General features: G+C 69.2%; 20 protein-coding genes. 15 read left to right on the plus strand and 5 right to left on the minus strand.

The features are described from left to right. Positions 1-30 precede the first annotated feature (30 nt). The 4 genes from ACIBU0_RS21855 to ACIBU0_RS21870 all read left to right on the plus strand — a co-directional run bounded on the left by ACIBU0_RS21855 (position 31) and on the right by ACIBU0_RS21870 (position 4,921). Positions 31-1,353 carry a DUF6716 putative glycosyltransferase gene (locus tag ACIBU0_RS21855; protein ID WP_398820741.1) on the plus strand — a complete coding sequence of 441 codons (1,323 nt, stop codon included), beginning with the start codon at positions 31-33 and terminating at the stop codon, positions 1,351-1,353. Between the two features lie 161 nt (positions 1,354-1,514). Then, the gene (locus ACIBU0_RS21860) at positions 1,515-2,774 is read left to right on the plus strand and encodes a cytidylyltransferase domain-containing protein (RefSeq protein WP_398820743.1); all 1,260 of its coding nucleotides are present in this window, start codon (positions 1,515-1,517) and stop codon (positions 2,772-2,774) included. Positions 2,775-2,787: 13 nt separating this feature from the next. Next, positions 2,788-3,726 carry an N-acetylneuraminate synthase family protein gene (locus tag ACIBU0_RS21865; RefSeq protein ID WP_398820745.1) on the plus strand — a complete coding sequence of 313 codons (939 nt, stop codon included), beginning with the start codon at positions 2,788-2,790 and terminating at the stop codon, positions 3,724-3,726. A gap of 124 nt (positions 3,727-3,850) precedes the next feature. Beyond that, a complete protein-coding gene (locus tag ACIBU0_RS21870) occupies positions 3,851-4,921 on the plus strand; it encodes a hypothetical protein (protein WP_398820860.1) in 1,071 nt (356 codons plus the stop codon). Here ACIBU0_RS21870 and ACIBU0_RS21875 read toward each other — a convergent pair. Both ACIBU0_RS21875 and ACIBU0_RS21880 read right to left on the minus strand, forming a co-directional pair. Next, positions 4,869-5,099, minus strand: coding sequence for a DUF397 domain-containing protein (locus ACIBU0_RS21875; protein WP_398820747.1), 231 nt, complete (start codon positions 5,097-5,099; stop codon positions 4,869-4,871). The genes ACIBU0_RS21870 and ACIBU0_RS21875 overlap by 53 nt on opposite strands. Before the next feature lie 7 nt (positions 5,100-5,106). Beyond that, a complete protein-coding gene (locus tag ACIBU0_RS21880) occupies positions 5,107-5,958 on the minus strand; it encodes a helix-turn-helix transcriptional regulator (RefSeq protein WP_398820749.1) in 852 nt (283 codons plus the stop codon). A 226-nt stretch (positions 5,959-6,184) separates the two neighbouring features. On the opposite strand from ACIBU0_RS21880, the gene ACIBU0_RS21885 reads away from it, so the two are divergent. Further along, positions 6,185-6,598, plus strand: coding sequence for an ATP-binding protein (locus ACIBU0_RS21885; protein ID WP_398820751.1), 414 nt, complete (start codon positions 6,185-6,187; stop codon positions 6,596-6,598). A gap of 1 nt (position 6,599) precedes the next feature. On the opposite strand, the gene ACIBU0_RS21890 is transcribed toward ACIBU0_RS21885, so the two are convergent. Continuing rightward, positions 6,600-7,298 (minus strand): class I SAM-dependent DNA methyltransferase, encoded by a 699-nt coding sequence (locus ACIBU0_RS21890; RefSeq protein ID WP_398820753.1) that lies wholly within the window; start codon positions 7,296-7,298, stop codon positions 6,600-6,602. Positions 7,299-9,166: 1,868 nt separating this feature from the next. Here ACIBU0_RS21890 and ACIBU0_RS21895 point away from each other — a divergent pair. From ACIBU0_RS21895 to ACIBU0_RS21935, 9 genes are all read left to right on the plus strand, one after another. Then, positions 9,167-10,387, plus strand: a complete 1,221-nt coding sequence (locus ACIBU0_RS21895) for a M20 family metallopeptidase (RefSeq protein WP_398820862.1) — start codon at positions 9,167-9,169, stop codon at positions 10,385-10,387. A gap of 307 nt (positions 10,388-10,694) precedes the next feature. Next, positions 10,695-11,744: a BMP family protein gene (locus ACIBU0_RS21900; protein ID WP_398820755.1), complete on the plus strand. Its 1,050-nt coding sequence runs from the start codon at positions 10,695-10,697 to the stop codon at positions 11,742-11,744. Between the two features lie 313 nt (positions 11,745-12,057). Continuing rightward, on the plus strand, positions 12,058-13,107 hold the full coding sequence (locus tag ACIBU0_RS21905; protein ID WP_398820757.1) for a BMP family protein: 1,050 nt from the start codon (positions 12,058-12,060) through the stop codon (positions 13,105-13,107). A gap of 269 nt (positions 13,108-13,376) precedes the next feature. Next, entirely contained in the window at positions 13,377-14,963 is a 1,587-nt protein-coding gene (locus tag ACIBU0_RS21910) for an ABC transporter ATP-binding protein (protein ID WP_398820759.1), read from the plus strand. Next, positions 14,963-16,084: an ABC transporter permease gene (locus ACIBU0_RS21915; protein ID WP_398820761.1), complete on the plus strand. Its 1,122-nt coding sequence runs from the start codon at positions 14,963-14,965 to the stop codon at positions 16,082-16,084. Before ACIBU0_RS21910 ends, ACIBU0_RS21915 begins: the two co-directional genes overlap by 1 nt. Then, positions 16,081-17,358 (plus strand): ABC transporter permease, encoded by a 1,278-nt coding sequence (locus tag ACIBU0_RS21920; RefSeq protein WP_398820763.1) that lies wholly within the window; start codon positions 16,081-16,083, stop codon positions 17,356-17,358. Before ACIBU0_RS21915 ends, ACIBU0_RS21920 begins: the two co-directional genes overlap by 4 nt. Then, complete coding sequence (locus ACIBU0_RS21925) at positions 17,355-17,762, plus strand: cytidine deaminase (RefSeq protein WP_398820765.1); 408 nt, start codon at positions 17,355-17,357, stop codon at positions 17,760-17,762. The genes ACIBU0_RS21920 and ACIBU0_RS21925 overlap by 4 nt, the downstream gene beginning before the upstream one ends. An 84-nt stretch (positions 17,763-17,846) precedes the next feature. After that, positions 17,847-19,130 carry a thymidine phosphorylase gene (locus tag ACIBU0_RS21930; protein WP_398820767.1) on the plus strand — a complete coding sequence of 428 codons (1,284 nt, stop codon included), beginning with the start codon at positions 17,847-17,849 and terminating at the stop codon, positions 19,128-19,130. Between the two features lie 94 nt (positions 19,131-19,224). Then, positions 19,225-19,812 (plus strand): Uma2 family endonuclease, encoded by a 588-nt coding sequence (locus ACIBU0_RS21935; protein WP_398820769.1) that lies wholly within the window; start codon positions 19,225-19,227, stop codon positions 19,810-19,812. 5 nt (positions 19,813-19,817) lie between these two features. Here the strand turns inward: ACIBU0_RS21935 and ACIBU0_RS21940 are convergent, their stop codons facing one another. Further along, complete coding sequence (locus ACIBU0_RS21940; RefSeq protein WP_398820771.1) at positions 19,818-20,738, minus strand: AEC family transporter; 921 nt, start codon at positions 20,736-20,738, stop codon at positions 19,818-19,820. A 128-nt stretch (positions 20,739-20,866) separates the two neighbouring features. Between ACIBU0_RS21940 and ACIBU0_RS21945 the strand changes: the two genes are divergently transcribed. Next, positions 20,867-21,253, plus strand: a complete 387-nt coding sequence (locus ACIBU0_RS21945; protein WP_398820773.1) for an STAS domain-containing protein — start codon at positions 20,867-20,869, stop codon at positions 21,251-21,253. On the opposite strand, the gene ACIBU0_RS21950 is transcribed toward ACIBU0_RS21945, so the two are convergent. Next, positions 21,137-22,153, minus strand: a complete 1,017-nt coding sequence (locus ACIBU0_RS21950) for a sigma-70 family RNA polymerase sigma factor (RefSeq protein WP_398820775.1) — start codon at positions 22,151-22,153, stop codon at positions 21,137-21,139. The genes ACIBU0_RS21945 and ACIBU0_RS21950 overlap by 117 nt on opposite strands. Positions 22,154-22,250: the final 97 nt, after the last annotated feature.

Raw genomic sequence — 22,250 nt, forward strand, 5'->3', positions numbered from 1 at the left:
ACCTCGGAATCGCTTCCTAGCGTCTTCGACGTGCCAGTAAGTGCGACGAAGACCCGGCGAGTTGCCGTACTCGCGGATTCCGATACCCGGTGGAAATGGGGTGCGCTCACCGCGAACCGTATTGCACCGGAGAACAGCGAAAAATCGGACATCCGTCTGGACGGATATCTCCTGCGCGGCCGGGCCACCCCCACCGCCCGCCAGCTGCAGGAAGTCGGCGTCCACGCCGACTCCCTCCGTGAGGTGACCGCCGTCGAGTTCCTGCGCACCATGGCGCAGGAGTCGTACGACGTCCTGGTCCTCGCGCTCGTGGGCGGCGGTGTGCAGGCCATGCTGCACGGCCTGAAGCGGGTCTGGGAGGGGAAGCCCGGGCGGCCCGTCGTCGTCACCGGCTATGTCGGCGTCGTCTACGAGAAGCTCGCCGACGGCCTGCTGCTGCGGCACGGCGCGGACCTCGTCCTCGCCAACTCCCGCCAGGACGCCGAGCGTTTCCGCGCGGTGTACGAGGGAGTCGGCGCCGACGCCTCGTCGGTGACCGAGGTCGCCCTGCCGTTCCTCGGCGGGGAGCCCTACACCGGCGAGCACGACCCCTACACGGTCGTCTTCGCCGCCCAGCCCTCCGTGCCGGACAGCCGCAAGGACCGTACGTACCTGCTGGACCGCCTGATCCGGCACGCCCGCAGGCACCCCGAGCGCGAGGTGCTGCTGAAGCTGCGCTCCAAGCCGGGCGAACACACCACGCACATCGAGGAGTTGCCGTACCAGAAGCTGGTCCAGCGGCTCGACCCGCCGGCCAACTTCCGTCTGGTCTACGGCAACATGGGCGAGGTCCTCGACCGCACCGACCTGCTGGTCACCATCAGCTCCACGGCGGCGCTGGAGTCGCTGCACCGCCGAATCCCCACCGTCGTCCTCACCGACCTCGGTGTGCGCGAGGTGCTCGGCAACCACCACTTCGTCGGCTCCGGCTGCCTCGCCTCCTGGGACCAGCTGGACGAGGGCCACCGCCCGGTGCCCGACGAGGAGTGGGTGTCCCGGCAGGGCGTGTGCGCCGACGGCACGTACGCCACCGCCTTCGACGCGGCCCGCGAGCGCATCACCGAGCTGCTGGACCGCCCGGGCGGCATGCCCGCCCTCACCCCGTACTACACGCCGGCCACCGCGCCCGGCTATCTGCCCGGCATCCTCGCCCGCCACCACCTCGGCGTCGACGGCAGTCCGCTGCCAGGCGCTCCCGCGCACGACAAGGAGCCGGGGCCTGTTCGGCAAATAGTGCGCCGGGCCGCTCGGGGGGCTTATCGGCACGGGGTGCAGCGGGTGGCCCCGGTGATCCGGCGGATGGGGGAGCTGTGAGCGCCTCGGGAAATGCCGCTTCGGATCGTCGGGCGGCTGCGGCGCCGTCGGGGCCGGTCGCGCCCCGCGGTGGAGCCGCTGATCAAGACAGCCCCGCGCCCCTGTCGGGCGGCTCCGCCGCCCTCCATAGCTCTGCGAACTCTGCGCAAGGAGTGCAATCCATGTCTGACTCCCCGTCACGCGAGGGCGCATCGGTACGCCGAGTCCTCGCCGTGATCCCCGCGCGCGGCGGCTCCAAGGGCGTGCCCGCGAAGAACCTCATGCCCGTCGGCGGCGTCCCGCTCGTGGCGCGCGCGGTGCGCGAGTGCCGGGCGTCCCGCCTGGTGACCGACGTCGTCGTCTCCACCGACGACCAGGGCATCGCGGCCGCCGCCCGCCAGGCCGGCGCCGAGGTCGTGCTGCGCCCCGCCGCCATCGCCGGCGACACCGCCACCTCCGAGGCGGCCGTGCTGCACGCCATGGACGCCCACGAGGCGCTGCACGGCGCGCCGGTGGACGTGGTCCTGCTCGTGCAGTGCACCAGCCCCTTCATCGTCCGCGAGGACATCGACGCCGTCGTCAAGGCCATCGTCGCCAACGGCGCCGACACCTCCCTGACCGTCGCCCCCTTCCACGGCTTCGTGTGGCGCCACGGCGACGACGACGCGACCGCCGCCGAGACCGAGCGCGCGGCCACCACCGGCGGCTACGGCGTCAACCACGACAAGTCCTTCCGCCCCCGCCGCCAGGACCGCCCCCAGGACTTCCTGGAGACCGGCGCCGCCTACGCGATGGACGCCAGAGGCTTCCGCGAGCACAAGCACCGCTTCTTCGGCCGCACCGAGCTCGTGCGCACCGACCCCGCCCGGGTCCTGGAGATCGACGATCCCCACGACCTGGCCCGCGCCCGGGCGCTGGCGCCGCTGTTCGACGCGGACCGGCCAGGCGCCCTCCCGACCACGGACGACATCGACGCGGTCGTACTGGACTTCGACGGCACCCAGACCGACGACCGGGTGCTGATCGATGCCGATGGAAAGGAGTTCGTCTCCGTGCACCGCGGAGACGGCCTCGGCATCGCCGCTCTGCGCAAGAGCGGCCTGAAGATGCTGATCCTCTCCACGGAGCAGAACCCGGTCGTCGCCGCCCGCGCACGGAAGCTGCAGATTCCCGTGCTGCACGGCATCGACCGGAAGGACCTCGCACTCAAGCAGTGGTGCGAGGAGCAGGGCATCGCGCCTGAGCGCGTGCTCTACGTCGGCAACGACGTCAACGACCTCCCGTGCTTCGCCCTCGTGGGCTGGCCCGTGGCGGTCGCGAGCGCCCACGACGTCGTGCGCGGCGCCGCACGCGCGGTCACCGCCACCCCCGGTGGCGACGGCGCGATCCGAGAGATCGCCAGCTGGATCCTCGGCCCCTCTCTCGATTCCCTCACCAAGTAAGGACATCTCTGCCATGAGCACCTACTCCCGCATCCGCAACTTCGGTTCGCGCGAGGTCGGCCCCGGCCGCCCCGTCTACATCTGCGGCGAGATCGGCATCAACCACAACGGTGAGCTGGAGAACGCCTTCAAGCTCATCGACGTGGCCGCCGAGGCCGGCTGCGACGCCGTGAAGTTCCAGAAGCGCACCCCGGAGATCTGCACCCCGCGCGACCAGTGGGACATCGAGCGCGACACCCCCTGGGGCCGGATGACCTACATCGACTACCGCCACCGCGTGGAGTTCGGCGAGGACGAGTACCGCCAGATCGACGAGTACTGCAAGGAGAAGGGGATCGACTGGTTCGCCTCCCCGTGGGACACCGAGGCCGTCGCCTTCCTGGAGAAGTTCGACGTCCCCGCCCACAAGGTCGCCTCCGCCTCCCTGACGGACGACGAGCTCCTGCGCGCCCTGCGCGCGACGGGCCGCGCGGTCATCCTCTCCACCGGCATGTCGACGCCGAAGCAGATCCGCCACGCGGTCGAGGTCCTCGGCTCGGACAACATCCTGATGTGCCACGCCACCTCGACGTACCCGGCGAAGGCCGAGGAGCTCAACCTCCGCGTGATCAACACGCTGGAGAAGGAGTACCCGAACGTCCCGATCGGGTACTCCGGCCACGAGACCGGCCTGCAGACCACGCTGGCCGCCGTCGCCCTCGGCGCCACCTTCGTCGAGCGCCACATCACCCTGGACCGCGCGATGTGGGGCTCCGACCAGGCCGCCTCCGTCGAGCCGCAGGGCCTCACGCGCCTCGTTCGCGACATCCGCACCATCGAGGCCTCCCTCGGTGACGGCGTCAAGAAGGTCTACGACTCCGAGCTCGGCCCGATGAAGAAGCTGCGCCGCGTCGCCGGCGTGGTCGCCGAGGCGGAGATCGCCGCGGCGGCGGGCGAGCCGGTCTCGGTCTGAGACAGAACCTGCTGAGTCCGGGTCCGAGTGCTCCCCGCGGGGCGCTCGGGCTCGGAGCCGGTTTGAGCGACTTTCTGAATACGAGCGCCGCATGAGCGCCTTACGACGGGACGGTCGTACGTCGATGAGCCCCCGCGCCGGGAACACCGGCCCCCACACTCTCGCCTTCGTCGAGAGCCCGGTACAGCTCCTGAACGTGCTGGAGTGGGCCCACGCCCACGCGCACACCGTCGGCGCGGGACTCACCCTCGTCGTCCTGTCCCCGATCGACCCCATGACCCGCGGCCAGCTGCGCCGGATGGCCGAGCTGGCACGCGACGACGGGCACGAGGTCCGCTGGGAGGAGGCGCGGGGCGGCGCGGCGGCCCCCTTCCAGACGATCGGCGGCTTGACGGGTCTGCTGCGCCGCGCCGAGCGCGTGGTCCTGGGCGACCCCTTCTCCCGGTATGTGCAGCTGTTGTTGACCATCACGCGCGCCCGCGACCTGGTCGTCGTCGACGACGGCACGGCGACGATGGAGTTCGTGGCCCAACTCGCCCGCGGCGAGCGCCTGGTCCGCTGGCACCGCAAGGGCGGCCGGCCCGGCCCGAGGGATCTGGTCTTCGCGCCGGTGTCTTCGGCGGCACGGAAACGTCTGACGCCTAGCGCGGGCAGGACGGTCGAGATCTTCTCGTCCATGCCGATGGAGGAGACACCGGAGGGCGTCACGGTCACCGCCAACACCTTCGCCTGGACCCGCGCCCGCTTCGGCCCGCCCCGCATCACCAAGGGCGCGGACATGGTGGGCACGTCGCTGGTCGAGACGGGAGTGGTGGACGGCGACCGCTACCTGGAGGCCGTCCGCTCCCTGGCCAAGGCCCATGGGGCCACCCGCTACTTCGCCCACCGCCGCGAGAGCGCGGACAAACTCCACCGGCTGGCGGTGGAGACGGGCCTGGAGGTCGTACGCCCGGACCTGCCGCTGGAGCTGATCGCCCGCCGCGGCCCGATCGGCCGTACGATCCTGAGCTTCCCGTCGACCGTGGTGCACACGTTGCCGCTGGCGCTGACCGGCACGGAGGTCCGGGTCGCCGTGTGCGACATCGACCCGGCGTGGCTGACGGAGAACGCGTCGCCACGGGCGCAGGGGTTTTTGTCGGGGGTTACGGGGACGGCGCGGGATGTGCACCGGTTGTCGGCGGTTTCGGCTGTGTGATCTTCAGGGCTTCGATGAGGGGGGTGAAGGCCTCGGTGGGGAAGGTGAGGGTTCCGTGGGCCGGGGCCTTTGAGTCGCGGATAGCTATGTGGGTGCGGCGGTCTGAGACTTCCACGCAGGCGTTGCCGTCACCGCCACCGGAGTAGGACGACTTCCGCCAGTTGTCCGGAGTGTTCACCGTTGCCTCACAGCTCCTGGGCCACCTTGTGGATCAGTTCACGCGACCGTTCGGGGTCGAGTGATGCAGCTTCTACTCTACGGAAAAGCGTTCGAAAGACGCCGAGCTGGGCTTCGGAGTCGATGAACGTCGTGCCGTGAGGACCGTCGCGCATCACGGTGTCCAGTTTCGGGACTGAGCCGCCTGCATAGATCATGGAGCTGCCAGTGTCGTCGAAGCGTTCGAGAGCGAAGGGGATGACACGGACAGTGACGTGGTCCGCTTCGGAGATCTCCAGGATGCGGGCGAGTTGAGCTTGTGCGGCGGCCCGGCCGCCGACTCTGATCCGCAAAGCTGCCTCGTGGATCACCGCCTCGTACGGGATCGGCGTGGCCCCTTCGATGATCCGGCGCCGTTGCATGCGATGTCGAACGCGCAACTCAAGGTCATTCTTGGGCAGTTCCGGAATGCGGGTCGAGAAGAGTGCCCGTGCGTAGTCCTCGGTCTGCAGAAGGCCTGACACATGGAGCAGGTCCACGTCCCACCGGAAGGTGGCGTTGTGTTCCAGCTCGGACAAGTCCAGGAACGATGTGGGCAGATGGCCTCGGTACTCTTCCCACCAACCGCGTGTCCGGTCCGTCGCCATGGCCACCAACGCCTCGATCAGCTTGGTGTCCGTACAGGCGTAGTGGGCGGCAAGCCGTCGTACGCGCTCCTCGCTCACACCGGCTGTGCCGAACTCGATCTGACTCAACTGAGCCGAGTCCGTCCCGAGCAGCGCTGCGGCGTCGCGTCCCTTGAGCCCTGCGGTCTCGCGCAGTTTGCGCAGCTCAGAGCCCAGACGCTCCTGGCGTGCGGTGGGCTGTTTCCTGCGCGCCATGCCTTCCTCCTCGCACCCAACTGCCTTGAGAGAGCACCTCGTTCGAGGGGCAGATTACGGCAACGACTTGCACGGTCCCAAATTGTGGCCCTACCGTCGGTGATGCGACGCACACTCTGCGGAACGCCGGACCTCCGGAAGCGCACCACTCCGTCCTGCCACGACGGCTGCGGCACTGCCACCGCCCGCCGACCGCAACCCCACCCCACCGAAGAGGAGCTGACGCATGCCCGAAACCGAGTCCGAACCCTGGGAGTACACCCTCTACATCCCGAACGACCTCCGAGCCGTCACCGTCTCCCGCCGCACCCTCCGCCTGATCCTCACCCTGCACGGCCTGATCAACCTCGTCGACACCGCCGAACTGCTCGCCGCCGAGCTGGTCTCCAACGCCGTACGCCACACGAAGGGCCCCGCCGCCCTACGCGTGCGCTGGTCGGCGGGCGTGCTGCGGATCGGGGCGTGGGATGCCGACCCCGAACCGCCCGAACCCCCAAGGTCGTTGGATCAGCCGGCCGACCTGGGGGAGGACGGTCGCGGCCTCGCCCTCGTCCGGGCCTGCGCCGACCTGTGGGGGTGGCAGCCGCTTGCCCGGCACGGCAACCGGGGCAAGTTCGTCTGGTGCGAACTGGCCACGTAGATCACGGACGCTTGCGGGCCAGGACAAACGCGCGAGGCCGTGTCTCCTCGCCGACCGGTTCACGCAGGACGCGGGCCTGGAGCTGGAGGCCCGCCTTGGCCAGGTGGGCGGCGACGGTGTCCGGGGTGCGCCAGTAGTAGTCGAGCGAGATGTCGTGGCCGAAGCGCTCCGCGAGGTGGAGGTGTTCCTCGTCGCCGTCGGGCGAGCCGGACTGGAACCCGAGGAGTACGTGACCGCCGGGCACCAGGACGCGCTGGAACTCGGCGAACGTGGCGGCGAGGTGCTCGGTCGGGATGTGGATGATCGAGTACAGCGCGACGATCCCGCCCAGCGTCTCGTCCGGGAGGTCGAGGGAGGTCATCGAACCCACGTGGAACCGCAGCTCGGGGTGCGCGCGGCGGGCCAGCGCCACCATCTGGGGCGAGATGTCGACACCGAAGACCGGCAGGCCGAGGCCGTGGAGGCGGGCGGTGATGTAACCCGGCCCGCTGCCGAGATCGGCGACGGGCGCCGGGGCGTTGTCGCGGGCCAGCTCGGCGAAGGCGGTGACCAGGGAACGGTCCAGCGGAGAGCTGTCGGCCAGCCAGTCGGGGAAGGCGTCCGTGTAGGCGGGGGCGATGGCGTCGTAAGAGGCTCTGGTCGCCTCCAGGAAGCCCGTGTGCTCGGGGGGCGAGGGGTTCTGGGCGTTCTCGGCGGTCACGTGGTCGCACCCTAGTGCGGTGGGTGCAGAGGCGTCCGGGAGTTCACCCGGTTGGTGCCGTAAGTTCCCTGTCCGCGGGTAATCGGGCTGGGCGGACGTGTGGCCGGGTAGAACTCAGTGGCGCCGGTGAGGTCACAGAGCATGTGGGCGGGGAACGGCTGGCAGTTCAACTGATCCAACCCGGCGCTGTCACTCGGGTTGTGCGCGAGGGGTCAGGAAGCACTTTGCCTTCCTGCTCGAAATGGTCACGGCCGATGACAACGGCTGAGAATTCGGGCTGGCGGGCAGCGTGTTCGTGCGGTAAGGCACCGCGACCACCGGCACCCGCCCAGCCAGCGGAAAAGCCGTGACCGACCCCGCATCACCTCAACAAGCCTGCAAGCTGCGTCACTTGCGGCCTGATGAAGGTTCCACTCACATCCGCTATGCCCTCGACGCGCCGGTCAGGTCACGGCAGGCAGATGCCAGCTTGCAGCCTCGTGCAACTTGTCTGGTGGCCGCTGACATGTGCCCTGTGCCACGTGCACCGATGGTCAAACTACCTCGATCGGTGACGGCCTCAATCGCCGTACCGCGTCCGTGGGCGTGATGCTATTTCTGGTCATGGCGGCAACCGTTGTCCGAAATCCGCTCGCCGCATTCAGTCAACTCGGCTAGCCTCAGTGCCGCTCGCCGAAACGCTCCCTGGTGCAGTACGGGCTAGTTTACGGACCCTCACATTGGCTGCACCCAACTTGACTTTTGCGAGGACTCCATTGAACAGACTCAAGAACCATGCAGCAGGCCTCAGAGTCCTGGTGGTTGCCGGACTTGCGGCGGGCATGATGACCGCCTTCAGCGGTACTGCACAGGCAGTCGTATCTGACTGCCATGCCGAGCGCGTTAGCGACGTTAACATGGCAGTTGCCTGGTGTGATGGCGGGTTCGGGTCGTATCGTGTCGCGGCTAAATGCGACTCGGCCAGCTACCCTTACTCTATTACCGTCTACGGTGCTTGGGTGACGAAACGCACGGGTCATAGCGGGGCGGAGTCGGTGGTCGAAGGTGACAGGTACAATTGCCACATCGTGAGGGCATGGGTGGACACGCATTAGCCTCTCTTGCAAAAGGGTCCGTCAGTAAGCTGACGGACCCTTTTGTTCGTTCCGAGCGGGCTTCTTTTGGCGGGCAGGCTTATCGCACGGCTGCCGCGTCGGGTGGGCACCGGGTTCCACCGCTCCAGGGTGGTGCTGCCTTTAGGGACGGGATGTTGTCGGTCGGCCAGGGTGTCGGGGGGGACGTTGATCCGCGTTAGAACGCTGTGATCGCGTCGGCTCATGGTCAATGGCTTTCCATGCAGAGGATGTGGCGGCAGTCGGTGGTAATGAGCTGGGCGGCAGAGAAAGCCACAGCCGAAGGCGGCGAGGTTTCCAGAGCCGGGCGGTGCAGCAGGGGCATCCGGGTGAGCCGGTCGAGGGCGATCTGGATGAGCTCCAGTAGATCTGGTTCGGTGCGTGTAGAGCCAGCTTGCGCGGGACAGTCGCGCGGATGCGCTCCCCGGAGAAGACCCACTGGCGATAGGCCAGATCCGGCCCGCAATCAGGATGCAGGGTGTTACCCACGAGCGGCGGCCGTGCTCTGTGCGGCCGCCTGGCGGCGAGGGCTCTGGGACGGAAGCTCTCTTTCGTACAGCACGATCCCATCAGGTGGACAAAACCGTCGAGGTGGCGCTGAGCGTGGTATGGGTAGAGAGCAGAAGTACCTACCCATCTCAACCGACACCCATGCGTCTGGCGGCCAGGATTTCTTCCCCTAACGGGTTGAACTTTTGTTGATCGAGGCTCAGTTGGCCACCTCGGCGTCCTACCCTTCAGAGGGTGAACAAGTTGATGTCCCCAGAGTCCGAGGCCGACAAACCCGGGGAAGCCGTCCTCCCTGGCACCCTGCCGGAGGCGCTCCGTGCCGAACTCATCGAGTTCCGGCGCGACTTGCACATGCACCCGGAGCTCGGCAACCAGGAGTTCCGTACGACCGCCGCGATCAAGGCCCGCCTGGAGAAGGCCGGCCTCCAGCCGCGCGTGCTCGCCATCGGAACCGGACTCATCTGTGACATCGGGGAGCCGGATGGCGAGCGGCCCATGCTCGCCCTACGCGCCGACATCGACGGTCTGCCCATCCCGGACACGAAGAGTGACTGCCCGTACCGCTCCACGGTGCCCGACCGGGCGCATGCGTGCGGGCACGACGTGCACACGACCGTCGTGCTGGGCGCCGGGCTTGTCCTGGCCGAGCTGCACCGGCGCGGGCAGCTGCCCCGCCCCGTCCGGCTGATCTTCCAGCCTGCCGAGGAGGTGCTGCCCGGCGGCGCCGCCGACGCCGTCGAATGCGGGGTGCTCGACGGGGTGGGCCGGATCCTCGCCCTGCACTGCGACCCCAAGGTGGACGCCGGGAAGATCGGCCTGCGGCAGGGCGCGATCACCTCCGCCTGCGACCGGCTCGAAATCTCCCTCGACGGGCCGGGCGGCCACACCGCCCGCCCCCACCTCACCACCGACCTCGTCACCGCCGCAGCCCGGGTCGTCACCGACGTCCCCGCGCTCGTCGCCCGGCGCACCGACGCCCGCAGCGGCCTCGCCGTCACCTGGGGCCGCATCGAGTCCGGCCACGCGCCGAACGTCATCCCGCAGCACGCCGAGCTCGAGGGCACCGTCCGCTGCCTCGACCTCGACACCTGGCGGCAGGCGCCCGACCTCGTCGTCGCCGCCATCGACGAGATCGCCAACCTCCACCGCGCCAAGTCGGAGATCAACTACATCCGAGGCGTCCCGCCCGTCGTCAACGACCCCGAAACGACCGACCTCCTCCGCGACGCCATGACCGCCCGCCGGGGCCCCGACTCCGTCGAGGGCACCGAGCAGAGCCTCGGCGGCGAGGACTTCTCCTGGTACCTGGAGCACGTCCCCGGCGCCATGGCCCGCCTGGGCGTGCGCACCCCCGGCGACCGCATCGGCCGCGACCTCCACCAGGGCGACTTCGACGTCGACGAGTCGGCGATCGCGGTGGGGGTGGAGCTCTTCACGGCGGCGGCGCTGCTCGACGGCGCCGCCTGACAGTGACCCGACGCCTCCACTCCGGTTGCGGCCGGAGTGGAGGCGAGGCAGCCTGGAGCGCATGGCGATCAGACCTGAGCGCATGCCATCACGCTGAAGGCACCCCAGGTATACGGAGCGTGTGGTACGGAAGAGGTGCAACGCCCTCATGTGCCCCTTTCGATCCGGTGGTTCACATGGACTTAACCGGCCATCGGCACGAATGGATAACGGCCATGCGGAACCCCGTTCCCAGGAGTGTCTACGCGCGTTAATGTGCGCCGAACTCAGCACCCACTGCGGGGCTTGGAGAATGGGGAACTTCACGATGCGTCGGATATCCAAACTGACCCGTGTCGCGGTGGGGGTCGCGTCGCTCGCGCTCGCTGCCACGGCGTGCGGTGGTACCAGCAGTGACAGCGGCGGCGACGGCGGCGACGGGGGCGACAAGGGCCTCGCCATCGCGTACGACGTTGGCGGCAAGGGCGACCAGTCCTTCAACGATGCCGCGTACTCCGGTCTGGAGAAGGCGAAGAAGGAGTTCGGCTACAAGACCGCCGACATCGAGCCCACCGAGGGCGAGACGGACGCCGACAAGGAGCAGCGCCTGGCCTCGCTGGCCAAGCAGGGCTACAACCCCGTCATCGGCATCGGCTACGCCTACGGCCCGGCCATAACGGCCGTGTCCAAGAAGTACCCGAAAACCACCTTCGGGATCGTCGACTCCACGGTCGAGGGTGACAATGTGGCATCCCTCGTCTTCGCCGAGGAGCAGGCTTCCTATCTCGCCGGGGTCGCTGCCGCCAAGGCCACCAAGTCGAACGTCGTCGGTTTCGTGGGCGGTGTGGATATCCCGCTGATCCACAAGTTCGAGGCCGGCTACAAGCAGGGCGTGCTGGACACCAACCCCAAGGTCAAGGTCCTGTCGCAGTATCTGACGCAGACCGCCGAGGAGGGTGGCTTCGCCAGCCCCGACAAGGGCAAGGCAGCGGCCGAGGGCCAGATCGAGAAGGGCTCCGATGTCGAGTACGCCGCCGCCGGTCTGTCCGGCCAGGGCGTCATTGAGGCCGCCGCGAAGGCAAAGGTCTGGGCGATCGGTGTCGACTCCGACCAGTACAAGCAGGCCGCCCTCGCCACTTACAAGGCGTCCATTCTCACCTCCGCCCTCAAGGACGTCGGTGGCGCGGTCTACGCGCTGGCCAAGTCCGTCGAGGACGGCAAGCCGCTGACCGGCACCCAGACCTTCGACCTGAAGGTCAACGGTGTCGGCCTGTCCGAGTCCAACCCGGAGTACGCCAAGATCGCGGGCCTCGCCGACGCCGTGAAGACGGCCAAGGAGAAGATCATCGCGGGCGAGATCAAGGTCAAGACCGAGTAGTCGCAGCGGCTGTGCACCGGTGACAGCCGTGTGCCGGTGACCTCTGTGAGGCGGGCGGGCATCCGAGGGTGCCCGCCCGCTTCGCCGTTCCCGGATGTCCGCGTTCCGCGTCACCCACCGCCACCCTCCCTTTGCTGTCGGCAAGCCCTTGGTCAAGGCCGCGCGTGGAGTTGGCCACGGCCGGATAACAAGGTGAACAGAAGGGGTGTTCGGGGAGGTCTACGCGCGTTACTCTGCAGCGAAAGCCAGCGCCGTAGCTGCAAGCTGTACCGAGCTGTACCGTCCGGCGCTTGTACGACAGGAGCTACAACACATGCGCCGGATTTCCCGGATCACGGTCGCAGGCGCAGCGACCGCCTCTCTGGCCCTCGCGCTCTCCGCCTGCGGCGGCACCTCGACGTCCGCGTCGTCGGACTCGAAGGGCGGCGACAAGGGTCTCGCCATCGCGTACGACGTCGGCGGCAAGGGCGACCAGTCCTTCAACGACGCCGCGTACGCGGGCCTGGAGCAGGCGGCGAAGGAGTTCGACTACAAGACCGCCGATGTCGAGCCCACCGACGGTGAGACGGACGCCGACAAGCAGCAGCGGCTGGAGTCGCTGGCGAAGCAGGGCTACAACCCGGTCATCGGCATCGGCTACTCCTACGCCGCCGCCGTGAAGGGCGCCGCGGAGAAGTTCCCGAACACCACCTTCGGCATCGTGGACGACTCCACGGTCGAGGCGAAGAACGTGGCCGACCTGGTCTTCTCCGAGGAGGAGGCCTCGTACCTGGCCGGTGTCGCCGCCGCCAAGAGCACCAAGACGAACACGGTCGGCTTCGTGGGCGGTGTGGACATCCCGCTGATCCACAAGTTCCAGGCCGGCTTCGAGCAGGGCGTCCAGGACACCAACCCCAAGGTCAAGGTCCTGACCCAGTACCTCACGCAGACCGCGGAGGAGGGCGGCTTCTCCAGCCCCGACAAGGGCAAGTCGGCCGCCGAGGGCCAGATCGAGAAGAAGGCCGACGTCGTCTACGCGGCCGCCGGTCTGTCCGGCCAGGGCGTCATCGAGGCGGCCGCCGCCAACAAGGTGTGGGCCATCGGTGTCGACTCCGACCAGTACAACCAGGAAGCCCTCGCCAAGTACAAGGACTCGATCCTGACCTCGGCGATGAAGGACGTCGCCAAGGCGGTCTACAACCTGGCGAAGTTGGTCGAGAACGGCAAGCCCGAGACCGGTATCGTTCGTGGCGATCTGAAGACCGGCCAGGTGAGCCTGTCGAACTCCAACCCGAAGTTCGCGGACGACGCCCAGGTCCAGGAAGCCATCAAGACGGCCAAGGAGAAGATCGTCAAGGGCGAGATCAAGGTCAAGACGAGCTGAGCACAACAGGGGGTGTCCCATGGCCGTCGGCAGGATCCGTGCGACACCCCCTCACACCCTGAGCAGCGGTAACCCAGGGGTTACGTCCGCTCAACGGGGTACGGGGAGGCTCTCCCTCGGGAGGTGTTCCCCCGTACCCCGTTGTCGCGGTGCGTCGGCCCCCTTTCAGGCCATAGGGGCGCTACGCGCGTAGACGACCCCCGTCCCCAGGAGAGTGCGCCATCAACGCGTCCAGCAGCCCTCCGGCCGGCGCGGCGGTCAACGGTCAGGTGACCGCCGTCGAGCTCGCCGGGATCACCAAGCGTTTCCCGGGCGTCGTGGCCAACCACGACATCCACCTCAGCGTCCGCAAGGGCACCGTCCACGCCCTCGTCGGTGAGAACGGCGCCGGCAAGTCGACGCTGATGAAGATCCTCTACGGCATGCAGAAGCCGGACGAGGGCACCATCGCCGTCGACGGCGAGCAGGTCAGCTTCTCGTCGCCGGCCGACGCCATCGCCCGCGGTATCGGCATGGTGCACCAGCACTTCATGCTCGCCGACAACCTCACCGTCCTCGAGAACGTGGTGCTGGGCAGCGAGAAGCTGTACGGCATCGGCGTCAAGGCCCGCCGCAAGATCAAGGAGATCTCCGAGCGCTACGGGCTCGGCGTCAAGCCCGACCTCCTGGTCGAGGAGCTCGGCGTCGCCGCCCGCCAGCGCGTGGAGATCCTCAAGGTCCTCTACCGCGGCGCCACCACGCTGATCCTCGACGAGCCGACCGCCGTGCTCGTCCCGCAGGAGGTCGACGCGCTCTTCGACAACCTGCGCGAGCTGAAGGCCGAGGGCCTGTCGGTCATCTTCATCTCCCACAAGCTGGGCGAGGTCCTCTCCGTCGCCGACGAGATCACGGTCATCCGCCGCGGCACGACCGTCGGCACGGCCGTCCCCGCCGAGACCACCCCGCGCCAGCTCGCCGAGATGATGGTCGGCAGCGAGCTGCCCACGCCGGAGACCGCGGAGTCGACGGTCACCGACCGGCCCGTCATCGCGGTGGAGAAGCTGCGCCTGGCGGCACCCGGCGGCAAGGCCCTGCTGGACGACATCACCTTCACCATCCACGCGGGCGAGGTCCTGGGCATCGCCGGCGTCGAGGGCAACGGCCAGACCGAGCTGGTCGACGCGCTCATCGGCCTCAAGCCCGCCGACTCCGGCACGATCACCCTGATCGACGAGGAGATCACCGGCTGGACCACCCGCAAGCGCCGTGAGCAGGGCATCGGCTACATCCCCGAGGACCGCCACCGCCACGGCCTGCTCCTGGAGGCCCCCCTCTGGGAGAACCGCATCCTCGGCCACGTCACCGAGAAGCCCAACGCCAAGGGCGTCTGGCTCGACCCGAAGGCCGCGCAGGCGGACACGCGCCGCATCGTCGAGGAGTACGACGTCCGTACCCCCGGCATCGACGTCACCGCCGCCTCCCTGTCCGGCGGCAACCAGCAGAAGCTGATCGTCGGCCGCGAGATGAGCCACAAGCCGCGCTTCCTCATCGCCGCGCACCCCACCCGGGGTGTGGACGTCGGTGCGCAGGCCGCGATCTGGGACCACATCCGTGAGGCCCGCCGCGAGGGCCTGGCCGTGCTGCTGATCTCCGCCGACCTGGACGAGCTGATCGGCCTGTCCGACACGCTCCGGGTGATCTACAACGGCAAGCTGGTCGCGGACGCCGACCCGGCCACCATCACCCCGGAGGAGCTCGGTTCGGCGATGACCGGTGCCGCGACCGGTCACCTGGAACACGAAGAGACCGCCGAGCCCGGCGCAGACACCCCCGAGATCCGTAAGTCTCCCGAGGCTCCGGAAGACGAGGCCCGCTGATGAAGAAGTTCGACAAGGAGCGCGTGCTCCTCGCGGTGGCCGGACCGGTCATCGCGCTCGCCGTGGCCTTCGTGCTCAGCGCGATCGTGCTGCTCGCCTCGGGCAAGAGCCCGGTCGAGCCGTACACCCTGATGTTCGAGCAGGCCTCGTACTCCGACATCCAGGTGCTGATCATCAACCAGGCCTCGATGTACTACATCGCGGCCCTCGCGGTGGCCATCGGCTTCCGGATGAACCTGTTCAACATCGGTGTCGACGGCCAGTACCAGCTCGCCGCCATGATGACCGCCATCGTCGGCGCCCACGTGGACCTGCCGGCTGCGATCCAGATCCCGCTGCTGCTCCTCACCGCGCTCTTCACGGGCGCCTTCTGGGCCGGCATCGCCGGTGTCCTCAAGGTGACCCGGGGCGTCAGCGAGGTCGTCGCGACGATCATGCTCAATGCGATCGCGACCTCCGTCATCGCCTACCTGTGGCTGCCGAACGTCTTCGGCGTCAAGGTCGGCAACAACAACACCACCGGTGAGATGCACGAGTCCGGCTGGGTCCCCGGCATCGACATGGGCGACGCCGGCGAGATCTACGGCCTGGTCTTCCTCGCCGTCCTGCTCGGCATCGGCTACTGGGTCGTCCTCAACCGCACCCGCTTCGGCTTCGACCTGCGCGCCTCGGGCGCCTCGGAGTCGGCCGCGGCGGCCTCCGGCGTCGACCCCAAGCGCATGGTCCTCACCGCCATGCTGCTCTCCGGCGCCATCTCGGGTCTCGCGGGCCTGCCGATCCTGCTCGGCGACACCCACACCTACAGCCTGAACTTCCCCACCGGCATCGGCTTCCTCGGCATCGGCATCGCCCTGCTCGGCCGCAACAGCCCGGTCGGCATCGCGTTCGCCGCCCTGCTGTGGGCCTGGCTCGACAAGGCATCGCCCGAGCTGGACTTCCACGGCTACGACAAGGAGATCGCGGTCATCATGCAGGGCCTGATCGTGCTCTCGGTCGTCGTCTCCTACGAGGCCGTACGCGAGTGGGGCCTGCGCCGTCAGCAGCGCCGGGTCGGCGCGGAGCTGGCCGCCGGGAACGTGCTCGGCGCCAACAACACCAAGAAGGAGGTGGCCGGCCGATGACCACCCCGCAGACTTCAGCGGTCGACGTCAACCAGCCCTCGCTGCAGCCCGCGGCACCGACCGGCCGCCGCCTGTCGTGGCCCGTCCTGCTGCTGGTCATCGCCGGAGCCCTGGCGCTGACCTCCATCGTCCGCATCGTCACCGGCGCGGACGGCATCACCAACGTCAGCCAGATGTCCACCGCGCTCCAGCTCGCCGTCCCGATCGGCCTCGCCGGTCTCGGCGGCCTGTGGGCCGAGCGGGCGGGCGTCGTCAACATCGGTCTCGAGGGCATGATGATCCTCGGCACCTGGTTCGGCGCCTGGGCCGGCTTCCAGTGGGGCCCGTGGACCGGTGTTCTGGTCGGCATCATCGGCGGCTGCATCGGCGGCCTGGTGCACGCCTTCGTCACCGTCACCTTCAACGTGAACCACATCGTCTCCGGTGTGGCGATCAACATCCTCGCCCTCGGCGCCACCCGCTACCTCGCGCCCCTCGCCTTCGAGGGCCACCCGGGCGGCTCCGCCAAGCAGTCCCCGGCGGTCGACTCCCTCGGCCACTTCACCGTGCCGGGCCTGTCCGACGCGCTGCGGGACCTCAACAAGCAGGGCTGGTTCTTCCTCTCCGACATCGCCGGCCTGCTCGGCGGCCTGGTCACCAACGTCTCGTGGCTGACCCTGATCGCCGTCGCGCTCATCCCGGCGACCTGGTGGATCCTGTGGCGCACCGCCTTCGGCCTGCGCCTGCGCTCCTGCGGTGAGAACCCGGTCGCGGCCGAGTCCCTCGGCGTCAACGTCTACAAGTACAAGTACATCGCCGTGATCATCTCCGGCGGCCTGGCCGGCCTCGGCGGCGTCTTCCTGTCCACCGTGGCCAACCCCTTCTACCTGGAGGGCCAGGTCAGCGGCCGCGGCTTCATCGGCCTCGCCGCGATGATCTTCGGCAACTGGATGCCGGGCGGCCTCGCCCTCGGCGCGGGCCTGTTCGGCTACACCGACAGCCTCAACCTGCGCGGCGGCTCGGAGAACGTCCACGCCCTGCTGCTGCTCGGCGCGCTTCTGCTGATCATCGGCGCCATCTGGCTGGTGCTCACCAAGAGGTACGCACCGTCGATGATCACCGCGGTCGTCGGCGCCCTGGTGTTCGCCTGGTACGCGAGCACCAACGAGGTCCCGAACCAGGTCGTCTCCGCCACGCCGTACGTCATCACGCTCATCGTCCTCACGCTGTCCGCGCAGCGCCTGCGGATGCCGAAGGCGGACGGTCTGCCGTACCGGAAGGGTCAGGGCAAGTGACCTCGGCCGCCTCCCACGACGTCGACTGGGACAAGCTGCGCGCGGCGGCCCGGGACGCCATGTCCCGTGCCTACGCCCCGTACTCCGAGTACCCGGTCGGCGTCGCGGCCCTGGTCGACGACGGCCGTACGATCACCGGCTGCAACGTCGAGAACGCCTCGTACGGTCTGTCGCTGTGCGCCGAGTGCGGGCTGGTCTCGGAGCTGCAGAACACGGGGGGCGGCCGGCTGACGCACTTCACGTGCGTGGACGGCCAGGGCGAGATCCTGGTCCCGTGCGGCCGCTGCCGCCAGCTGCTGTACGAGTTCGGCGGTTCGGAGCTGCTGCTGGAGACCCCGGCGGGGATCCTGCCGCTGTCCCGGATGCTGCCCCAGGCCTTCGGGCCGGGCCACCTCACCAAGTAACTCCTGTGCGGCCCTTCCGAGTTGCTCCAGCGAGCCGCTCGGAGGGGCCGTACCGTTTCTGAATGTTCGGCCGGAAGGAAAGCCATGGCCATGGACGCAATCTCTGTCATCCGCACCAAGCGGGACCGCGGTGAGCTCAGTGACGAGCAGATCGACTGGGTCATCGACGCGTACACCCGCGGGGAGGTCGCCGACGAGCAGATGTCCGCGCTCGCCATGGCGATCCTGCTCAACGGCATGAACCGCCGCGAGATCGCCCGCTGGACGGCCGCGATGATCGCCTCCGGCGAGCGCATGGACTTCTCGTCCCTGTCCCGCCCCACGGCCGACAAGCACTCCACGGGCGGCGTCGGCGACAAGATCACCCTCCCGCTGGCGCCCCTGGTGGCGGCCTGCGGTGCCGCCGTCCCCCAGCTGTCCGGCCGCGGCCTCGGCCACACGGGCGGCACCCTGGACAAGCTGGAGTCGATTCCCGGCTGGCGCGCCCTCCTCTCCAACGAGGAGATGCTGCACGTCCTCGACACGACCGGCGCGGTGATCTGCGCGGCGGGCGACGGCCTGGCCCCCGCCGACAAGAAGCTGTACGCGCTCCGCGACGTCACCGGCACGGTCGAGGCGATCCCGCTGATCGCCTCCTCGATCATGTCGAAGAAGATCGCCGAGGGCACGGGCTCCCTGGTCCTGGACGTGAAGGTCGGCACCGGCGCCTTCATGAAGACCATCGAGGACGCGCGGGAACTGGCGTCCACGATGGTGGGCCTGGGCACCGACCACGGCGTGAAGACGGTGGCCCTGCTGACGGACATGTCGACCCCGCTGGGCCTGACGGCGGGCAACGCCCTCGAGGTCCGCGAGTCGGTGGAGGTCCTGGCGGGCGGCGGCCCCGCGGACGTGGTCGAGCTGACGGTCGCCCTGGCCCGGGAAATGCTGGAAGCCGCGGGTGTCCGTGACGCCGACCCGGCGAAGGCCCTGGCCGACGGCTCGGCGATGGACGTCTGGCGCCGCATGATCGCGGCCCAGGGCGGCGACCCCGACGCGGAGCTGCCGGTGGCGCGCGAGCAGCACGTGATCAAGGCCCCGTCCTCCGGTGTCCTCACCCGCCTCGACGCCTACGACATCGGCGTCGCCGCCTGGCGCCTGGGCGCCGGGCGCGCCCGCAAGGAGGACCCGGTGCAGGCGGGCGCGGGCATCGAGATGCACGCCAAGCCGGGCGACACGGTCACCGCGGGCCAGCCCCTGCTGACCCTGCACACGGACACCCCGGAGCGCTTCGAGTACGCGCTCCAGGCGGTGGAGGGTTCGTACGACGTCGCGGCGCCGGGGACGGACTTCACGGCGTCGCCGGTGGTGCTGGAGCGTATTGCCTGACCTGGGGTTTCCTCATTCGGGTCAACGGGATCGGTGGACCGGCGCCGGTCCCGTTCGGCATGCTGGGATCGGTGACGACCGATTGGAGACCGCCATGGGCGCACTCGCCGCCGAGTCCGGCTCCCCCGGGAACACGGACTGGGACGAGCTCGTCCGTGTCTGGGAGGGGACGGACGCTCCCGAGGGCAGCAAGGTGGAGATCATCGAAGGGATCGTCACCGTGTCGCCTCCGCCGTCCGAAGAGCACAACGACACTGCTGAGCTGGTTCAGCGTCGCCTGTACACAGCGATTCCGGACGACTGGGGCATCTATCAGACACTCGGCCTCACGTGCCCGGAGACGGGCGGGCTCTTCATGTCCGACCTGTGCGTGGTGCCGCGGGCTGCCCTGCGCCGTGGCACGCGCGTGCATGCCGGCGAAGCCGAACTCGTCGTCGAGGTCACGTCCAAGAGCAATGCGAACCACGATCGCATCAAGAAGGCCCACGGCTACGCCGTCGCGGGCGTACCGCTCTACCTCCTCCTGGACGCCTGGCAGTCCGGGCGTCCCACGGCGACGCTCTACGGAGAACCGCAGAGCGGCACATACCGAGTCCTCGATTCGGTGGAGTACGGCGAGGAGCTGACGCTGCCCGCACCGTTCAAGCTGGTCCTCGACACCGGCATCTTCCCGCTGAGCTGACGTCTTCAGCCCAACAACGCGGCGACGACCACGAGTATCGGCACCGACAACACCGTCGACACCAGAATCGAGTCCCGCGCCAACCGCTCGCCCACCCCATAACTCGACGCATACGTGAACAGGTTCTGCGCGGCCGGCAGCGCCGACGTCACCACCACGTCCAGCAGCGGAGCGCCCCGCAGGCCGAACACCCCCGCCGCCAGCGCCCAGGCCGCCGCCGGCTGGCCCACCGACTTCAGGGCGACCGAGAGCAGCACCGGCAGACGGTCCGGGCCCCGCCCGGGCATCGTGCTGCCGCACAGGGAGATGCCGAAGGCCAGCAGGACCGCCGGGACCGACATCCCGCCGATCAGGGTCAGGGGGTCCAGGACGGGGGCCGGCACCTTCACGCCGGCCGCCGACACCGCGACGCCCGCCAGTGAGCCGACGGCGATCGGGTTGCGCAGCGGCGTGAGCAGCCGCCGCCACAGCGGGCCCTTCTCGCCCTCGCCCGACAGGTCGAGGATCGTCAGGGCGATCGGCGTGACCCCGACCAACTGGAACAGCAGCACCGGCGCCACCAGCGACGCGTCGCCCAGCACATACACCGCGATCGGGATGCCGAGGTTGCCCGAGTTGACGTAGCTGGAGCACAGGGCGCCGATCGTCGTACGGCCCACGCCCCAGCGCCGTACGACACCGACCGCGACGAAGACCGAGGCCGCCGCGGCCGTACTCAGGGCCGTGACCAGCAGACGGCTGGAGAAGATCACCGACAGGTCGGTCTGCGCGAGCGTGGTGAAGAGCAGGGCGGGGGACGCCACGTGGAAGGCCAGCTTGGTGAGGACCTCGCGGCCCTGGTCGCCGAGGTAGCCGCGCCGGCCGATCACATAGCCCACCCCGATGACGACCGCGATCACCGCGAACCCGGTCAACACCCCCTGCACGGAACCCCCTTGGCGGGCAGGGGGCCGCAGGGTATTCGGCGATGCGCTGATGGATGTGGCATACAGGCAACCCTCCGGGGAAGGAGGGGGACGGGTCAACGTGATCTCGGTCGGCGGACGTCCGGCCGATGAGTTACGCCCGCCCGCCCGGTCTACCGATCGTGGACGCCATGACACCCGCTGTACTCGTGCTCGCCGGCCCCGTCACCCGGGACGAGGTGCCGGAGCTGTGCGAGGCGGTGCGGGCGTGGTTGGAAGCCACCGGGGCAGGGGTCGTGGTGTGTGACGTCGGCGGGCTCGGGCCGCCGGGCCTCGGCACCGTCGACCTGCTGGCGCGGTTGCAGCTGGCCGCCCGGCGGGCGGGGGGCCGCATACGGCTGCGCGACCCCGACCCCGCGCTACACGCCCTCCTCGACCTGGTCGGCCTCCGCTTCGAGGTGGAGAGGGAGCCCGAACAGCGGGAACCAGCGCTGCGTGTCGAGGAAGCAGTGGAACCCGGTGATCCGGCCGTCTGATATCTCCAGGACCTGGACCGCCCAGGGGCTGAAGCCGCCCTTCTCCGGGTCCGGCTTGTACTGGGCGAACCCCGGCAGCCCGTTGACCTGGACCGGCACCAGACGCGAGCCCGCGCACGGGGCGCCCAGTGTCGTCATGAAGCCCGTGATGTCCTCGACGCCCGTCAGCCACAGGTCGAACGGCGGCATCGTCATGATGGCGTCCTCGTGCAGCAGGGCCGTCAGCGCCGTCATGTCGTAGCCCTCGAAGGCCGCGACATAGCGCTCCAGGAGCTTTTGCTGCTCCTCGTCCAGCGGGTCGGAGACGGCGGCGGCGCCGCCCGGCTGCTGCTGCTCGGCGAGCGTCGCGCGGGCCCGCTGCAGCGCGCTGTTCACCGACGCGACCGTCGTGCCGAGCAGCTCGGCGACCTCGCTCGCCCGCCAGGCCAGCACCTCGCGCAGGATCAGCACCGCCCGCTGCTTGGGCGGCAGTTGCTGCAGGGCGGCCATGAAGGCGAGCCGCACCGACTCCTTGGCGACGGCCGCCTCCGCCGGGTCGTCGGTCGTGGGCAGCACCCGGCTGTCCGGCATCGGCTCCAGCCAGGTGTTGTCCGGCCGGGGGGAGAGCGCCGCCCGGGCGAGCGGTGTCGACTCCGTCAGGTCCATCGGCCTCGCGCGCTTGTTGCCGGCGGTCAGCATGTCCAGGCACACGTTCGTCGCGATGCGGTACAGCCACGAGCGGAGGCTGGAGCGCCCCTCGAACTTGTCGTAGCTCCGCCAGGCGCGGACCATGGTGTCCTGCACCGCGTCCTCGGCCTCGAAGGACGAGCCGAGCATGCGGTAGCAGTACCCGGTCAGTTCGACGCGGTGTTGCTCCAGCCTGACATCGAGGTCCGTCGTCGTCGCCGTACGGTCGCTCATCGTCCACCCACCCCTGGGGCCGTATCCCGTGGTGCGCCTCGTCGCGCCCACCACCTCGGAAGCTACCGCAGCCCACTGACAATGGCCCCCGGAGTGG

Origin of the sequence: Streptomyces sp. NPDC049627 (genome assembly GCF_044465645.1) — a bacterium.
Taxonomy (GTDB): domain Bacteria; phylum Actinomycetota; class Actinomycetes; order Streptomycetales; family Streptomycetaceae; genus Streptomyces.

Bases quoted from the DNA above. Each gene is read 5' to 3' on its own strand.
- ACIBU0_RS21945 (WP_398820773.1), top strand. From the start codon at position 20,867: ATGAGTTACGCCCGCCCGCCCGGTCTACCGATCGTGGACGCCATGACA.
- ACIBU0_RS21930 (WP_398820767.1), top strand. From the start codon at position 17,847: ATGGCCATGGACGCAATCTCTGTCATCCGCACCAAGCGGGACCGCGGT.
- ACIBU0_RS21870 (WP_398820860.1), top strand. From the start codon at position 3,851: ATGAGCCCCCGCGCCGGGAACACCGGCCCCCACACTCTCGCCTTCGTC.
- ACIBU0_RS21900 (WP_398820755.1), top strand. From the start codon at position 10,695: ATGCGTCGGATATCCAAACTGACCCGTGTCGCGGTGGGGGTCGCGTCG.
- ACIBU0_RS21950 (WP_398820775.1), bottom strand. From the start codon at position 22,153: ATGAGCGACCGTACGGCGACGACGACGGACCTCGATGTCAGGCTGGAG.
- ACIBU0_RS21865 (WP_398820745.1), top strand. From the start codon at position 2,788: ATGAGCACCTACTCCCGCATCCGCAACTTCGGTTCGCGCGAGGTCGGC.
- ACIBU0_RS21915 (WP_398820761.1), top strand. From the start codon at position 14,963: ATGAAGAAGTTCGACAAGGAGCGCGTGCTCCTCGCGGTGGCCGGACCG.
- ACIBU0_RS21905 (WP_398820757.1), top strand. From the start codon at position 12,058: ATGCGCCGGATTTCCCGGATCACGGTCGCAGGCGCAGCGACCGCCTCT.
- ACIBU0_RS21935 (WP_398820769.1), top strand. From the start codon at position 19,225: ATGGGCGCACTCGCCGCCGAGTCCGGCTCCCCCGGGAACACGGACTGG.
- ACIBU0_RS21860 (WP_398820743.1), top strand. From the start codon at position 1,515: ATGTCTGACTCCCCGTCACGCGAGGGCGCATCGGTACGCCGAGTCCTC.
- ACIBU0_RS21920 (WP_398820763.1), top strand. From the start codon at position 16,081: ATGACCACCCCGCAGACTTCAGCGGTCGACGTCAACCAGCCCTCGCTG.
- ACIBU0_RS21880 (WP_398820749.1), bottom strand. From the start codon at position 5,958: ATGGCGCGCAGGAAACAGCCCACCGCACGCCAGGAGCGTCTGGGCTCT.
- ACIBU0_RS21885 (WP_398820751.1), top strand. From the start codon at position 6,185: ATGCCCGAAACCGAGTCCGAACCCTGGGAGTACACCCTCTACATCCCG.
- ACIBU0_RS21895 (WP_398820862.1), top strand. From the start codon at position 9,167: ATGTCCCCAGAGTCCGAGGCCGACAAACCCGGGGAAGCCGTCCTCCCT.